Annotated in this window: 12 protein-coding genes; 2 read left to right on the top strand and 10 right to left on the bottom strand. The window is 51.6% G+C overall.

The genetic code is table 11. The features are described 5' to 3' along the window. Nucleotides 1–499 precede the first annotated feature (499 nt). Nucleotides 500–2,086 (top strand): imidazole glycerol phosphate synthase subunit HisF, encoded by a 1,587-nt coding sequence (gene hisF, locus FP815_05755; protein ID MBA3014442.1) that lies wholly within the window; start codon nt 500–502, stop codon nt 2,084–2,086. Between the two features lie 194 nt (nt 2,087–2,280). Here the strand turns inward: hisF and nadD are convergent, their stop codons facing one another. The 7 genes from nadD to FP815_05720 form a co-directional block, all read right to left on the bottom strand. Further along, entirely contained in the window at nt 2,281–2,967 is a 687-nt protein-coding gene (nadD, locus tag FP815_05750) for a nicotinate (nicotinamide) nucleotide adenylyltransferase (GenBank protein ID MBA3014441.1), read from the bottom strand. Beyond that, entirely contained in the window at nt 2,945–4,201 is a 1,257-nt protein-coding gene (locus tag FP815_05745; GenBank protein ID MBA3014440.1) for a glutamate-5-semialdehyde dehydrogenase, read from the bottom strand. Before FP815_05745 ends, nadD begins: the two co-directional genes overlap by 23 nt. A 217-nt stretch (nt 4,202–4,418) precedes the next feature. Next, nucleotides 4,419–5,573, bottom strand: coding sequence for a glutamate 5-kinase (gene proB / locus FP815_05740; GenBank protein ID MBA3014439.1), 1,155 nt, complete (start codon nt 5,571–5,573; stop codon nt 4,419–4,421). Beyond that, nucleotides 5,554–6,621 (bottom strand): GTPase ObgE, encoded by a 1,068-nt coding sequence (gene obgE / locus FP815_05735; GenBank protein ID MBA3014438.1) that lies wholly within the window; start codon nt 6,619–6,621, stop codon nt 5,554–5,556. The genes proB and obgE overlap by 20 nt, the downstream gene beginning before the upstream one ends. Before the next feature lie 95 nt (nt 6,622–6,716). Next, nucleotides 6,717–6,983, bottom strand: coding sequence for a 50S ribosomal protein L27 (locus tag FP815_05730; GenBank protein ID MBA3014437.1), 267 nt, complete (start codon nt 6,981–6,983; stop codon nt 6,717–6,719). 88 nt (nt 6,984–7,071) lie between these two features. After that, a complete protein-coding gene (rplU, locus tag FP815_05725) occupies nt 7,072–7,383 on the bottom strand; it encodes a 50S ribosomal protein L21 (GenBank protein ID MBA3014436.1) in 312 nt (103 codons plus the stop codon). A gap of 162 nt (nt 7,384–7,545) precedes the next feature. Next, nucleotides 7,546–9,066, bottom strand: a complete 1,521-nt coding sequence (locus tag FP815_05720) for an Rne/Rng family ribonuclease (GenBank protein MBA3014435.1) — start codon at nt 9,064–9,066, stop codon at nt 7,546–7,548. A gap of 435 nt (nt 9,067–9,501) precedes the next feature. On the opposite strand from FP815_05720, the gene FP815_05715 reads away from it, so the two are divergent. Further along, nucleotides 9,502–12,138 carry a response regulator gene (locus FP815_05715; protein ID MBA3014434.1) on the top strand — a complete coding sequence of 879 codons (2,637 nt, stop codon included), beginning with the start codon at nt 9,502–9,504 and terminating at the stop codon, nt 12,136–12,138. A 50-nt stretch (nt 12,139–12,188) separates the two neighbouring features. Here FP815_05715 and FP815_05710 read toward each other — a convergent pair whose 3' ends face one another. From FP815_05710 to FP815_05700, 3 genes are all read right to left on the bottom strand, one after another. After that, nucleotides 12,189–13,370, bottom strand: a complete 1,182-nt coding sequence (locus tag FP815_05710) for a pyridoxal phosphate-dependent aminotransferase (protein ID MBA3014433.1) — start codon at nt 13,368–13,370, stop codon at nt 12,189–12,191. A gap of 247 nt (nt 13,371–13,617) precedes the next feature. Next, nucleotides 13,618–14,259: a YfiR family protein gene (locus FP815_05705; GenBank protein MBA3014432.1), complete on the bottom strand. Its 642-nt coding sequence runs from the start codon at nt 14,257–14,259 to the stop codon at nt 13,618–13,620. Then, a complete protein-coding gene (locus FP815_05700; GenBank protein ID MBA3014431.1) occupies nt 14,253–15,857 on the bottom strand; it encodes a HAMP domain-containing protein in 1,605 nt (534 codons plus the stop codon). The genes FP815_05705 and FP815_05700 overlap by 7 nt, the downstream gene beginning before the upstream one ends. Between the last annotated feature and the right edge of the window lie 324 nt (nt 15,858–16,181).

Here is a 16,181-nt window from a genome sequence, read left to right as displayed (position 1 = left end):
GAGACTCCGAAACACACCCCGCGCCTCGGAGTCTCTCTTCGATCGCTTACCTGTATATCTCACCTTTTGCTTAGCCATCCCCGAACTTTTTACGAGATTGTCAATTCTACTTTGTCACATTTACTTTACAGTTGTTCACGCATAAAATCTCGCGTCATTCCGGCATGATTTTAGCCGGAATCCAGACCGTTGTGACGCACTGAACCCCAGCTACAATCATGCTGGGGTTACTGAATGTAAAATGCGAGCTAAGTCTGAGTCTGCTAACCGTAAACCGGCAACTAATCACCGGCAACCTGGGTAATCACGATAACGATTTCGTAAAAATCCAGGGATGGGGTAACGGGTCACTGCTTAATCAGAATTAGGAAAAAACACAAATCTTGCTTTTACGCCCCTGCTCCGGTAGATTGCGGCACAATCGACTGCTTATAATAAGCCCGTCCATCCTTCCCTTCTGACAAAATAAACCATTACCCGCTCCAAAAAGGTACTACTAATGATAACTTTGCTTGATTACGGCGCCGGCAATGTCCGTAGCGTCAGAAACGCAATTAAACGTCTTGGCTTCGAGATCTGTGATGTCCGCAAGCCAGAAGACATTACCGCAGCCCAGCGGCTGGTTTTTCCTGGGGTCGGTAGTTTCGGCAGCGCCATCCATCGGCTCAACGAACTCGGTTATATCGAGCCACTCCTTGCTTACCTACGGGAAGACAGACCGTTCCTCGGAATCTGCCTGGGACTGCAAACCCTTTTTGAGTCAAGCGAGGAGTCTCTCGGTGTCCCCGGCCTTGGCATTATCCCCGGTACGGTGGGACGCTTCACCACCCCGGGACTGTCAGTTCCTCAGATCGGCTGGAACGACATTAACTGCCGCCAAGATTCTTCCCTTCTCACTGGCTACCAGCAGGAAAAGCTCTATTTTGTCCACTCTTACCGGGCCATGCCTAACGCAAAAAACCAGGAATGGATCCTGACCACCACTAACTACGGCGATGAATTCATCAGCGGAGTGCAAAAGGGCAATGTCGCTGCTTTCCAGTTTCATCCGGAAAAGAGCGGTGAGGCCGGACTGACCCTGCTCGGCAATTTCCTCCGCGCCGGAGATCTGACCTCTTCCCCAACAAAGACCGAGGTCTTATCGAAAACCAGATTGGCAAAACGAGTGATCGCCTGCCTCGATGTCCGTAGCAACGACGAAGGTGACCTGGTGGTGACCAAAGGGGACCAGTATGATGTCCGTGAATCCGGCAAGGTCAGAAACCTCGGCAAGCCGGTAGACCTGGCCCGTCGATACTATGAGGAAGGGGCGGACGAAATCACTTTCCTGAACATTACCGCCTTCCGAGCCTTCCCGCTGAAGGACCAACCAATGATCGAGGTCCTGCGTCGCACCTCTGAGCAGGTCTTTGTCCCTCTGACCATCGGCGGAGGAATCCGTGAATATACGGCCTCCGACGGCCAACACTACTCATCGCTCGAAGTGGCTGCGGAATATTTCCGTTCCGGGGCCGACAAGATCTCAATCGGCAGTGACGCCGTACACACGGTTGAAGAATTCATCAAAAACGGCCGTAAATCGGGAACAAGCTCCATCGAACAGATCTCCCACGTCTATGGCAACCAAGCAGTGGTGATCTCCGTCGACCCCAGACGGGTATACTGTACTGATCCCGATCCTGCCAGGAACAGCATCAAGACTCAGTTCCCCGGCCCCAGCGGAGAAGAGCATTGCTGGTACCAGTGCACGGTCAAGGGAGGCCGCGAAGGCCGTGATCTCGACGCCTTGACTCTGGCCACAACGTGCGAAAAACTGGGGGCGGGCGAGATCCTGCTGAACTGCATCGACCGCGACGGCACCAACTCAGGCTTCGACCTGGAACTGATTAACCTGATCAGAAACAATGTCTCGATCCCGGTTATCGCCTCAAGCGGCGCCGGCAAACCTGAACACTTCAGCGAGGTCTTTGCCAAAACCAAGGCCGACGCCGCCTTGGCTGCCGGCATCTTCCATCGCCAGGAGGTCCCCATCGCCTCGGTCAAGGAACATCTGCGAGAGTGCGGAGTCGAGGTTCGCTCCAGGTAACGTACTAAAGTGGACCCAGCTGTCAAAACATAATTCCATCAAGATTAAGGTATAAATTCTAAGAAGGAAACTTACTCAATCTGACATCATACCATTTCTCCACCTCGCCAGATGAGAGATGGTTAATGTTCACCCCACACACCCTCTGATCGTTCTTCGTTGCGTGTGGATAACACACCGACGCACATGCTGTGCTAGGCTTTATACAACCCGGATCTGGCAATAATTACCGCTACCCCATCCGGAACCAGGGACGATATATCGTCACCACATCTAACCATCTCACGAAGCGAGGTCGAAGAGATGTCAACCTGAGGCATGGTAACGACACGGATCACACCCGGACAAGACCCACCACTCCAGATCCCGGCAGAATCACGGCGCAGTTCAGGAAAATATCTATCAATCACCGACTGAGGCTGGCCCATGGCTTCGTCCCTATTAACTACCACCAGATTAGTGAACGCTAAAATATCACGGAATCGCTTCCAAGAAGGGAAATCGGCAAAGGCATCAGCGCCGATAATAAAATACGAGGAGAACAAGTCGATCCCTGATGCCAAACGTTCCAGGGTATCGATAGAGTAGGAAGGTCCGTTGGTCTCCTGCTCAATAAGGCTTAAGGTCAGAGTAGGATCATCGACCAAAGCGGCACGAATCATCTCCGACCTCAGTGCAAATGGAGTAATAGGGATATGCAACTTATGAGGGGGGCGCGAAGCAGGGATCAGCAAGACTCGATCTAGAGCCAGTTGATCCCGAACAGCACGCGCCACTGCCAGATGGCCGTGATGAATAGGATCAAAGGTGCCGCCAAGCAGGCCGGTGCCCCCCATCTTCACCACACCAGCCAAGCCATCATTGGCGGATCTGACCGTCACCGTAGACAATGAACTTCTTGGTGGTAAGCTCCTTTAAACCCATAGGGCCATAGGCATGGAGCTTCGTGGTGCTGATACCGATCTCGGCGCCCAAACCGAACTGACCGCCATCACTGAACCGGGTCGAGGCATTGACCATCACCGAGGAAGACTCCACCTCACGGATAAAGCGCTGGGCATTGGCATAATTCGAGGTGATGATTGACTCGGTGTGGAGAGAACTGTAGGTAGCGATATGATCAAGCGCGGCATCAAGATCAGGCACAACTTTAACCGCCAGGATAAGATCAAGATACTCGGCAGGCCAATCCTCTTCCATCGCAGGAATCACGGACGGCAGGATCGCCTTGGTTTCCGGACATCCTCGCAGCTCGACGCCGGCGTCGACCAGACGCTTACCAATAACCGGGAGAAAAGAAGCTGCCACATCACGATGGACCAACAGAGTCTCAAGGGAGTTGCAGACCCCGGGGCGCTGTACTTTGGCGTTCATCACAATATCGCCTGCCATCTGCACTTCAGCAGAACTATCGATAAAGATATGACACACACCCTTATAATGCTTCAAGACCGGAATCCGAGAATTTTCAGAGACAAAACGAATCAACCCCTCACCGCCGCGAGGAATGATCAAATCGATATGTTCTTCCAGGGTCAGCATGGTGGTAATCGCCTCCCGATCAGTGGTCGGAATAACCTGCACCGCTGCCGCAGGAATATTTTCAGAGACCAAAACCTCCTGGAGAATCTTGGCCAGGGCCAGATTAGAATGAATTGCCTCAGAGCCGCCTCGCAGGATAATGGCGTTACCTGTCTTAAGACAGAGGGCCGCTGCATCCACCGTCACATTCGGTCGTGACTCGTAAATCATCCCGATAACCCCCAGTGGAATTCGCATCCGGCCAACCATAAGACCATTGGGGCGACGGTTCATCTCAGTAATCTCACCGACAGGATCGGGCAGAACCGCGACCTCGCGCAGTCCGGTTACCATGGAAGCAATAACCTTATCGGTCAGATCCAGACGATCAAGCATGGCGGCGGACAGACCCTTGGCTCGTCCCGCAGCTAGATCTTTCTCATTCTCCACCCGGATCACCTCACGCTGCCTGAGCAGTTCATCCGCCATTTTCAGCAGCGCCCGGTTCTTAACCTCGGTTGACAGCGCAGAGAGACCACGGGCCGCCTTGCGGGCCGCCACTGCCAAGCTGGTAATTGTTTCCTGAACGGTCATAGTGCCTCCTCGCATTAACATTGCATACACATAATCTTGATGATCTCGCAAAAAGTCACGGGATGGCTAAGCAAAAGGGCCGACATACAAGGCGCAGTGTGCTTTTGCGAATGAGGCCACACATATGGTGTGCCGAATGAGCAAAAGTGCGCTGCAACGCAGTAGATCGGGCTTTTTGCGACGCCATCAATCTTAGGGTTATTGTCCTTCACCTGAATCAGAGGACCACCAAATTATCGCGGTGAATTACCTCTTCGCTGTCCATAAAGCCCAACACCTCTTTGATGGCGCTACTGCGCATCCCCTGAATCCTACGGATATCCTCCGAAGAATAGTTCACCAAACCGGCGGCCAAAGCTTCATCATTACGGTCGAGACAATGAACAGGGTCACCAATTTTAAAATTCCCCCTGGTCTCCATAATCCCCGACGGCAGCAGACTCTTTCCGCCCGCAGTCACGGCATGGCACGCGCCATCATCAAGGACAAGATACCCCTTAGGCCTCAAGGTATAGGCGATCCAATGCTTACGACTTTGCAACTTCTCCTGCTGGGGAAGAAAGAAAGTCCCTACCGGTTCGCCATCAAAAAGACGCCGTAGTGTCCCCGGCTGACGGCCATGGCCGATAAAGGAACTTCCGCCCCGAACCGAGACCATCCGTGCCGCCAATATTTTACTGCGCATCCCACCAGTACCCAAGGCGCCGGATACGTGTCCGGCCATGGCCTCTACCTCGCTGTCCACCGTTGCCACGGTGGCCACTAGTCGCGCAGCAGGATTCACTGCCGGATTTCCGGTATACAGCCCCTCGACATCGGTAAGACAGATAAAAAGATCGGCATCGATCATATTGGTAGTCATGGCAGCCAAAGTATCATTGTCACCAAAACGTAACTCGTTGACAGAAACTGTGTCGTTCTCATTAATGATCGGCAGGATCTGCCAATCAAACATGGTAAACAAAGCGTTACGGACGTTGAGATAGCGGTCACGATCGGCTAGATCACCATGTGTCAGGAGCACTTGAGCGACCTTTTGATCGAGATTTTGAAAAATATCCTCGTACTCCCGCATCAAGCGGACCTGGCCAAGGGCGGCGGCAGCCTGCTTCTCACGCATGACCAAGGCACGATCCCCTAAGGCCAGCCGCTTTCGGCCCGCAGCCACGGCACCGGACGAAACCAGCACCACTTCACGGCCTTCAAGGATCAATGAATGGATGTCCTGGGCCAGACTGGCCATAACCTCAAGGTTCAAACCATCGACCTGGGTAAGCACCGCGCTGCCGACCTTGACCACAATCCTTTTGGCCCGGGCGAGTAAACTCTGCCGCGCCGCCATCCCGTGCTCTTTACTCACCTGAAACGTCATCGTCTCCTGGCTCATCACTGTGTTCGATTTCAGCCAACATAGCATCATGATCCTTGGCCTCAAGCAGTTCCACCAACCGCCCGCGCAAAGCATCAAGCCCCTCACCTGTCAGTGCAGAGACCGCCATCACCTCTAACCCCTCGCCACTAAAGAAAGCCTTCACCTCATCCAGACGGGACTCATCCTCAAGTCGATCAATCTTGTTCAAGGCTACAAGACATGCACGACCGACCAATTCTTCGTCATACTGACGAAGCTCCTGCTCGATAGTCTGATAATGCTGCCACGGTTCATCATCGAGACCTGAGACATCAACCACATGAAGCAGCACCCGAGTCCGTTCAATATGACGTAAAAACTTATGACCAAGCCCCGCCCCTAGATGCGCGCCATGGATAAGACCAGGAATATCGGCAATCACATACGGATCATGATCCGCCAGTTGCATGATTCCAAGCTGCGGTTCCAGGGTAGTAAAGGGATAATCTCCGATTTTAGGCCGTGCAGCGGAAAGTTTTGACAAAAGGGTAGATTTGCCAGCATTAGGCAACCCTACGAGTCCAACATCAGCGATCAGCTTCAACTCGAGCCGGAGCCAGCGTTCCTCACCGGGATAGCCTGGGGTCGCCCGCCGTGGCGCCCGGTTCAAAGAAGAAGCAAAGTGCACATTGCCACGCCCCCCGTCTCCACCTCGAGCGGCACAGAACCGATCACCGTCATTGACAAGATCGGCTAGAACCTCACCAGTTTCTACATCTTTGACCACCGCGCCTCTCGGGACCATCACCACCAGGTCCCCGCCATTTCTGCCGTGCATTTTCTTGCCCATGCCATGCCCACCACTCACGGCATTAAAATGGGATTTATACGAAAAATCAATCAGTGAATGCAAACGCTGGGATGCCTCAAGATAGACCGTGCCACCATCTCCGCCGTCTCCGCCATCCGGACCACCCTTGGGCACATACTTCTCCCTCCGAAAGCTGACACAACCGCGCCCACCGTCACCACCCTTGACAAAAAATTTTGCTTCGTCAATAAACCCCATGTTTTCCTTTACAGAACTGACCGCACCAAATAAATAAGGCCGGCATCCCTTGACAAAGCAAGCAACACCGGCCCTTACTGTAGACAGATAAAAAATTATGAATTGGCAGCGGCAGGGTAAATGCTGACCCGTTTTCGGCCACGGCCGAACGTCTCATAGGCAACCACACCATCAGTCAGGGCAAACAAGGTGTAATCCTTGCCGCAACCAACATTGGTCCCTGGATGGATCTTCGTGCCAACCTGACGAACCAGGATATTACCAGCCCGCACCACCTGCCCACCGAAACGCTTAACGCCTCGACGCTGGGAATTACTATCACGACCATTTCTCGAGCTCCCGCCCGCCTTCTTATGTGCCATTGTCTTTTCCTCGCATGCTCCACTGGCACGGCATAACCGTAAGTCCAGTCAAATTAATCTGTGCATCAGAACCCCTACTACACCAGTATCAGGCAGAAATCTCCTGAATCTCCAAACTTGTAAACGGCTGCCGATGACCATTCTTAACCCGGTGTCCGGCACGTCGCTTCTTCTTGAAGACTACGATCTTCTTGGCCTTATCCTGCTCTACGATCCTGGCACTGACCTTCGCGCCGTCAACTACCGGCTGTCCGATCTTGATATTTTCACCGTCAACAACCATCAACACATCGCTGATCTCAATGCTGTCGCCGATATTGCCATCCAATTTTTCCACCCGAAGGCGTTCTCCCGGAGCGACCTGATATTGCTTGCCGCCGGTACGGATAATTGCGTACATACTATTCCTCCTAAAAAAAATTCATCCACCCTGGCTCGCCCAGAAAGATATTATCTATTTGCTCACCCGAAATCACAAAACAGCACTATGTACCATACTTTAAGTTTTTGTCAATACCTGGTTGCCGCAAAAGACAACCCACAGCCATCTCAGATCGGAGTTTCAGGTATTATCCCAAACTATCTCATACTTCTCCAACGCCATATTCTTATCAGGGAAGATATTGATCTGCTTCTGAATATCATCTTCAATCCGATGGAGGGTACCGGCCTCCTCTTTCAACATCAAGGCCGCCACCGGCGAACTGACAATAATTCGAACCTTGGTAGCATTAATCTTTTCGGCATTGAGTGAAATATTGCGAAAGATCTCATAACATACAGTTCGACGCGATTTAACAAACCCATCACCCCGGCAACACTGGCACGGCTCACACATCATCCGATTCAGGTCCTCCCGGGTCCGCTTCCTGGTCATCTGCACCAGGCCGAACTCAGAGACCTTGAGGATATTGACCCGGCACTTGTCTCTTTTCACCGCCTCCTGCAAGATCCGGCCAACCTCCTCGCGATGGGACTCCTTCTCCATATCGATGAAATCGACAATAATAATACCGCCGATATTCTTCAGCCGAAGCTGGTAAGCAATCTCCTTGGCCGCTTCGACATTAGCCTTGAAGATAGTGTCCTCCAGGTCAACCTTACCGACATAGCGCCCTGTATTGACATCAACCACCGTTAAGGCCTCAGTTGCCTCAATAATAATGTACCCGCCGCAGCGCAGCCAAACCTTCTTGTTCAAGGCCCGATTAATATCCATCTCGATCCCGTAAGCCTCAAAAACCGGGGTGTTCTCGGAAAAGAAGTGGACCTTGTGGCTCAAACGAGGTGCAAAATGATCGACAAAATTTAACACCCGAAGATAGGTCGCCTTATCATCGACCACCACCCGATCGACCGTCGGCGAAAACACATCCCTCACCACCCGCAGTATAATATCAAGATCTTCATAAACCAGGCCCGGCACTTTGTGCTTGGCGGTCTTAGTCTGAATTTCGCTCCAAAGATTTAAGAGGAACTCCATATCCGCCTCCATATCTTCCCGAGTTGCGCTCTCCGCCACCGTCCGGACAATAAAGCCGGTGTCAGCTGGCCTGAGAGACTCGATAACCTCCTTGAACTGCTGCCGCAGCCCTTCGTCCTCGATCTTACGGGAAACTCCGATATGGTCAGTCATCGGCATAAAGACCAGATTGCGGCAAGGCAAGGTAATATTGCAGGTCAGCCTTGCCCCTTTAGTCCCAATAGGCTCCTTGGTGATCTGCACCAGAATCTCCTGCCCCTCAACCAGCAGATCGTCAATGTTAGTGCCTGGCTCACGCTGCACCTGAAAGTCGGTCGGCAGATGATCATCATCAATGATCAAGGGAACAGGCAGGTTGTCCATCTTCTGGGCGCCAACATTAACATCATCGACATACAAAAAACCGGTGCGGTCCAGACCAATATCGACAAATGCCGCCTGCATCCCCGGCAGGACTCGAACAACCCGGCCATGATAGATATTCCCGACCAGTCCCTTTTCGGTAGGGCGCTCCAAATAAAACTCCACCAGCTCACCGTGCTCTACCAGAGCAATCCTTACCTCATAGGAGGTCGCGTTAATAATCAGATCTGTTGCCATTGTCAGCCTTAAGAAAAATATGAATTAACAATGTAACTGTCCAGCAGTGCCACATCTGCGTTGTTATCGGCCTGCTCATGTGCGAAAAGCACACATCACAAGCCGATGCCTAGCATCTGCGGCACTGCTGAACAGTTACGGTTCTGGGCTTCGGCACCTTTCTGGGTCAGAAGGTGAATAGTTACTTAACAATTACGATTTTTCGACAGGGTGCCATTTACATCAACACCAACACCATGAAGTGAAAATCCTGCTGAAATTCGGTCCGAATGTACCAGATGCCAACCCGCCACACAAGGTTTGATCCAGCTGACGCCAAGATCTGTTCATGCTGATAATGTCACACCCCAGATAACACATTGTGACATTTTGCCACTTGACAGGCAACTACCATTTCTCCATACTAATCACAATATAATATCCTCCGGAGACCCCATGAAAAAGCCTTACTTCAAAGCCCTGCACATTCTCGTCTTCCTTGCCTTTGCTCTGCTCGGAGTAGCTTCATTAACCCAACTGCACTCGTTCTCCTTCTCAGGAAATGCCCTTCCTGAGGCCGGATTACTCCTAAGCATTAGTGGCGCTATCACGTTTTTCCTCTGGGCGCTGATGCGAGAATCCTCACAATCCGAAAAAGAACTGCGACAGGCCCACGATCAACTCCGGACCGCAATCAACGCCATTCCCGACACCTTTCTGGTCATTGACCGCAACTACCGCATTGTCATGGCCAACACAGCGGTCCATCAATTAGCAGGCTACGACCCAGTGGCAAAGAAATTATGCTGCCACCAAGTATCCCATCACCAAGACATCCCCTGCACCGGCAGTGACGACCCCTGCCCCCTACCTCTGGTGCTCAAGCACAAACGTCCCGTCAACGTGATCCATGCCCACTACTCAGCAACCGGAGAAAAGCATTGGGTGGACATCACCGCATCGCCAATCTTTGACGAAAACGGCGAGGTGATACAGATGATTGAGGCTTGCAAGGACATCACCAAGCAAAAAGAGGCGGAACTGGCGCTGATCCGCTCCAAAGAAATCCTCCAAGAAACCAATTACCGCCTGGAACAAGCCATTGCCAGAGCCAATCAACTGGCCATCGACGCAGACAAAGCGAATACCGCCAAAAGTGAATTCCTCGCCAACATGAGTCACGAGATCAGGACCCCGATGAATGGGGTCATCGGCATAACCGATCTGCTTCTTCACTCCAACCCCACAGAGGAACAGCGCGATCACCTCAACACTATTCACTCCAGCGCCGAAGTCCTCCTCAGCATCATCAACGATATTCTGGACTTTTCAAAAATCGAGGCAGGCAAACTTACCCTTGAGACAATCGAATTTGACCCGACAACGCTTGTGGATGAAATCTGTGACCTTTTAGCCTTAAGCGCCCATCGCAAAGGCCTTGACTTCATCTGCCAGATAGACAGCAATATTCCGGTCCAGATTATCGGCGACCCAAACCGTCTTCGACAAGTCATCACCAACCTCATCGCCAACGCCATTAAGTTTACCGGTCACGGAGAAATCCTGTTCCGGGTCAAGCTGTCAAATATATTCAACAAAAAAACAACCATCCTCTTTGAAGTAAGCGACACCGGCATGGGCATTTCTCCGGCCCAAATTCCAGCCCTGTTCAAGCCCTTTGTCCAGGCAGACAACACCATTACCCGTTCTTACGGTGGCACCGGGCTCGGCCTCTCAATCTGCAAACAACTAGTGGAGATGATGGGCGGCCAAATCGGCGTCACCAGCAGAAAAGGAGATGGGGCTTTATTCTGGTTTACTCTTCCGCTCAATCTGCCAAGCCACGAAATAACCAAAGCAAAACCAGAACTATCGCGCCTGGACGGGATGCGCGCCTTGGTCGTTGACGATAACGCCAGCTGTCGACAATGGTTGATCCATTCCCTTACTGAAGCAGGGTGCCTCGCCAAGGAAGCAGCATCAACCACCGAAGCGCAGGACGCCATCAAACAGGCGCTGTCCAATAACACGCCATTTGACGTCATCCTCCTTGACACCAACATTAATCTAACAGCAGAACACATCCCAATGCCCGGAGCTCCTCCAATAATCACCATGACTCCGCTGGGCCGCATGGAAAGGCCAGACACTCCCCTTCGCCGGACAACCATTGGCCGGATTGACAAGCCGATAAAACGACTGGCGCTCAATACGGTCATGGCTGCCGTATTAAGGGGAGAGACCGTCCCTCTCTCCAACACGCAGAGGTCCTCCACCATCCCACCCCTCGATAACCTGAGTGGCAAAATCAAACATAAAGCCTCCGTTCTACTAGCAGAGGACAATCTGACTAACCAGAAGGTGGCCTTTGGCCTGCTCAAAAAATTCGGAATTGAACCGGTTGTCGTCCCAAATGGCCAGGAGGCGGTCCTAGCCGTCCAGAGGGATTACTATGACTTGGTCTTCATGGACTGCCAGATGCCAGTCTTGGACGGACTGCTTGCCACCTCCAAGATCCGTGAAATGGAGTATGGAGTCCGTCACATCCCGATCGTCGCAATGACAGCTCATGCCCTGACCGGTGACCGCGAAAAATGCCTTGCCGCCGGCATGGACGACTATCTGAGCAAGCCCCTGTCTGCTGCAGCTCTTGCTGTGGTACTAATCAAATGGCTTGGCGTGGAAAACAAGGGAGAAATAATACCCCAGCCTCACCTCTTTCCTCCTGCAGAAAAGGACATTCCCAAAATTCTTGACCAGAGCGACCTCATCAGCAGGTTAGCCGATGATGAAGAACTCGCCCATGAAGTACTCACTGCCTTTGCCGAAGACATCCCGAACAAGATCGAAATCTTAAAAACTGCTGTGACAGAGAGCAACATTCAGGAGATTCAAGCCCAAGGGCACACCGTCAAAGGGGCCGCGCGCAACATCAGCGCCCAGCAACTGCAAGAAACCGCCGCCCAGATCGAAGAAGCCGGCAAGGAAGGCGATATCGACCGGGCAACAACACTACTCCCCATCCTGGATTCCCAATGCCAAACACTTCTGGCAGCAATCCATGAGATTATTAGCCGCGGACTCAACTCGTAAACGCCGCTCAAGACCAAACAATGCCCAGGACAGACCTAATTCATTGATCCTTACCCACCCGCTTGCCGCATGGCCTTGGCAAAGCCAGAAGCAGAACGCTCGATGACCTCATCTTCCACACAAAAGGCCAAACGAAAATAACCAGGAGCGCCAAATCCTCGGCCAGGCACCGCCAAAACCCTTTGCTCTTGCAGAAGAGAGACAAAACGGACTTCATCGGCCAATGGCGACTGAGGAAAGATATAGAAAGCGCCCTTGGGCTTAAAGAACTGATAGCCACAGTCGGTAAGTATCCGTGAAAACAACTCCCGCCGACGGGCATAAACAGCACAATCGACGGTCACATCCTGCAGGGCGGCAACAACCCGCTGCATCAGCGCCGGAGCATTGACAAAGCCTAAAATTCGGTTGGCAAGTATCATGGCATCGATCAATTCGGACCGACTATCAATTTCAGGGTGGCAGGCGATAAAACCGATCCGTTCACCAGGGAGGGAAAGGTCCTTGGAAAATGAGGAGACAATAATACTGTTCTGGTAGTTCTTGAAAACGCTAGGCACAGTGAACCCATCATAGACGATCTTGCGGTAGGGTTCGTCGGCAATAAGGTAGATAGCTCCGAATTTCTCACTCGCCGCCTCCAGGACATGGCCAAGCTTATGGATGGCCTCACCTGAATATATCTGGCCGGTCGGGTTATTAGGGCTGTTAATAATAATAGCCTTGGTTTTCGAATTGATAGCGGCAACGATAGTCTTCAAATCAAGCTCGAAATCTGGTCCGGTAGGCACAACCAGCACCACACCTCCGTGGTTATCGACATAAAAGTCGTATTCGACAAAATACGGGGCCAGAAGAATTACTTCATCACCAGGATTCAGGATTGCCTTGAGCGCTACATTCAGCCCCCCAGCCGCCCCGCAAGTCATCAAAACATCCCCCCCGCTAATTGACACTCCTTGCTCTGCAGAAATCCTGGCTGCCAGCTTCTCTCTGACAAAGGGGTACCCTCCATTCGGCATATACCTATGGAAGCCGGGTGCAGTCTCAGCTGCCAAGGAAAGAAGTGCCTGATCAAATTCTGGTGGCGGTGGCAGGTCGGGATTGCCCAGACTAAAATCAAAGACCTGGTCTTCCCCATACTGCGCCTTCATCCTGACGCCCTCTTCAAACATTTTACGAATCCATGAGGACCGCTGATTGAATCCCCTCATTTTTTCAGAAATAGCCATGGGTAATTCTCCTTATCTAAATAAAATGTAACTACACAGGTTAACGGTAATCAGTTATCGGTTTACGGTTAAAAGAATCATGGTTAGTCATAAATCATCACATGATACTCAATGTCAGTGTGTTCTCAGCCATTGGCAGGACCCAATCACCGTCAACTGTCAACCGTAAACCGACAACCTGAGCAGTTACGATAAATTCATAACAGCCAATGAAGAGTGACTAAACGAAACTTATCCAACACTCCCCTTACCCCCCATCAACACTAAGGGCAGATTTCAGCAATTGGGAACTCAGTCGCAGGCCTGCTTCAGACGCGGCATGACGATTAATCCGATAGCGGACCCGATTATAACGCTCCACCAGAGCAATCATCCCTCCTGCTGCCAAAAAATCCTCTGAATCGGCCACGGTCAGTACTGACGCATGCTTCAAACTGGAGGTAATCTTAGTAAAATTCTTCTTCTCCGAATCACTGACAAAGACAATACGACACCCGCTGAGATCCATCCCCTCCTTAAATATCCCGAAATGAACGACAGTAAGGGGCGTTCCCTTCCTCTTCCTGACACTTTCCGCCAAATCATCCAAGGCGGCAGATAGAAGGGAAGTCCCGAGAACACCAATGACCATGGCTGGTGAAACCTCCGTCGGCTTACGGTCTTCAGGCCAGTTCACAACATGTAAAAAATTATACAGGTATACCGCTTTAATTTGGTCCTGCTCCACTGAGTAGACCCCACCACAACAGGTAGAAATCCGCGCCCCACCCCCACAAGAAAGCCCAACAACCAGTAAAACCACCAAAATCACTTTAAAAAAAACAGGGCCTCCACCCCTTAAAGAATCACACTCTCGTCGACAGAGCATATGTAGCGCCCGAATCAACACAGCCCACGTCTCCTGTCCGTCCCCTGGGATTCAGGAATGGACGCTGCTTCAGTGACTCCGCCTGCATGAACAGGAAGCCTTAGCACAAAAGCCGTCCCAGCCGGACCGGTTGACTCGACACTAATCGCTCCATAATGTTTTTTCACGATGCCATAGGAGATCGCCAACCCCAACCCCATCCCCTTACCAACCTCCTTGGTGGTAAAAAATGGATCGAAAATCCTAGGCAGGATCGACTCAGGGATGCCAATGCCGCTATCGAGAAAACGAATGTGAATCGCCCCTTCCTGCAACCAGGTTGAAATCGTTACCCTGCCGGTCCGGCCAATTGCCTGAAGGGCATTACGAAGGACATTCATGTAGACCTGATTCATCTGATCCCGAAGACAGGATAACAGTGGCAGGCCAGGGGCATAATTGAGCCGAATCTCGACACGTCCGGCAATTTCATAGTGGAGCAGAGCGAGGACCAGATCAAGCTCATGATGAACATCTACCTCAGTAAACTGGCCCCGGCTCGGGTAGGCAAAGGTTCTCAGATCAGAAACAATTTTAACCGTCCGCCTGACCCCCTCTTCGGCATTGTTCAACAAACGCTCAATGATCCGAACAACATCGTAAGCACCGCTCACCTCGGTCGAATGCCCCTCAGCCACATCCAAATACCCTGCCAGTTTCTTGGTCTCTCTGGCAATAGACGGCAAGGCGCAGGAGATAAAATTGATATTATTATTGACCTCGTGGGCCACACCGGAGACCAAGTGTCCCAGGGCGGCCATTTTTTCGGACTGAACAAGTTGAGTTTGACTCTCAGTGAGCTTTGCCAAGGTATGTTGGAGTTCCTCTGTCCGCTCATTTACCCGTTCTTCCAGAGTCTGCCTGTGCTCTGAGAGTTCACGGTAAGAATTCTCAAGCTTTTGCCCCATGTCAATGAAAGCTGCCGACAAAGTACCAAGTTCGTCGCTCCGCAGAGTTTCTATATCCCGCCAGGCCGACAGATCGCCTCCGGCCAGTCGTTTAACCGTCTCTGTCAACGAGGACAATGGCCCGGAAATACGCCGTTGCATAAAGGCCGCCACACAAAATGCCACAATCAAGGCGGCAAGGGCCGAGCCTACCAAGATATACGCCCCCTGTCTTTGGGTAATGGCGATGTCACGGACATCATCATAGAGGACCAGAGTTCCTATTTTCGTCCCATCTTTGAGGGTGATGACATGATCCACCCGCAACCACCCACTCCCATCCTCATTACGTCTGGTGGAGACATCACCTCCCTTGCTCCGTAGCGCCTTTTTCTCGTAGGAAGCAAACTGTTTATGATCTTGACCATACAACCGAATGGCAACAATCGACTTCCTGCTATCGACAGAGCGTAGCACCGTCTCCGCATCCTCCGGGACATCGAAGAGCAACGCCGTCGTACAATTATGACCTATAATTTCAACTAAGTTATTGAGATCTCTATAATAAATATCCTGATAATGCCTACCGAGCCAAAAATACACCAGCATACTAACGAGCAGAACAGCCAGACTACTGGTAATCATCAACAGCAAAGTCAACTTGGTTTTTATCGACGGAGAGCGCAAGACCATCTCAGGAGTACTCCCTTCAAGGAGTCAGCAGAAAAAGAGAGGACGCAACCAGACGCATCCCCTCTCGTCCTTCTCGATTAATATGAATAGGACAGGGAGACATAATATTGCGGATCATCGGGACGAGGGGCATCGAGAGGACGAGTCCCGGAATAATAAGCGGGATATTGGTTATAGTCTTTCTTCAAGAGCTCCTTGGCGCTGAAAGAAAGAATCCAGTGCTGGTCAATGCGATACCAGGCGTTAGCATCCATTACCAAAGACCAGGTATCGAACAAGGCTTTAACCCTGGGATCGGTGACCGTTTCCTTTTCGTAGCGCGGG

It is taken from the genome of Desulfobulbaceae bacterium, from assembly GCA_013792005.1.
GTDB lineage: Bacteria > Desulfobacterota > Desulfobulbia > Desulfobulbales > VMSU01 > VMSU01.
Note: the sequence above shows the minus strand (reverse complement) of the source record. Positions and strands in the feature narration are given on the sequence as shown.

Excerpts from the sequence above, each read along its gene's own strand:
- rplU (MBA3014436.1), bottom strand. The coding sequence starts at position 7,383 with ATGTACGCAATTATCCGTACCGGCGGCAAGCAATATCAGGTCGCTCCG.
- FP815_05710 (MBA3014433.1), bottom strand. The coding sequence starts at position 13,370 with ATGGCTATTTCTGAAAAAATGAGGGGATTCAATCAGCGGTCCTCATGG.
- hisF (MBA3014442.1), top strand. The coding sequence starts at position 500 with ATGATAACTTTGCTTGATTACGGCGCCGGCAATGTCCGTAGCGTCAGA.
- FP815_05720 (MBA3014435.1), bottom strand. The coding sequence starts at position 9,066 with ATGGCAACAGATCTGATTATTAACGCGACCTCCTATGAGGTAAGGATT.
- FP815_05715 (MBA3014434.1), top strand. The coding sequence starts at position 9,502 with ATGAAAAAGCCTTACTTCAAAGCCCTGCACATTCTCGTCTTCCTTGCC.
- FP815_05730 (MBA3014437.1), bottom strand. The coding sequence starts at position 6,983 with ATGGCACATAAGAAGGCGGGCGGGAGCTCGAGAAATGGTCGTGATAGT.
- FP815_05745 (MBA3014440.1), bottom strand. The coding sequence starts at position 4,201 with ATGACCGTTCAGGAAACAATTACCAGCTTGGCAGTGGCGGCCCGCAAG.
- proB (MBA3014439.1), bottom strand. The coding sequence starts at position 5,573 with ATGACGTTTCAGGTGAGTAAAGAGCACGGGATGGCGGCGCGGCAGAGT.
- obgE (MBA3014438.1), bottom strand. The coding sequence starts at position 6,621 with ATGGGGTTTATTGACGAAGCAAAATTTTTTGTCAAGGGTGGTGACGGT.
- FP815_05700 (MBA3014431.1), bottom strand. The coding sequence starts at position 15,857 with ATGGTCTTGCGCTCTCCGTCGATAAAAACCAAGTTGACTTTGCTGTTG.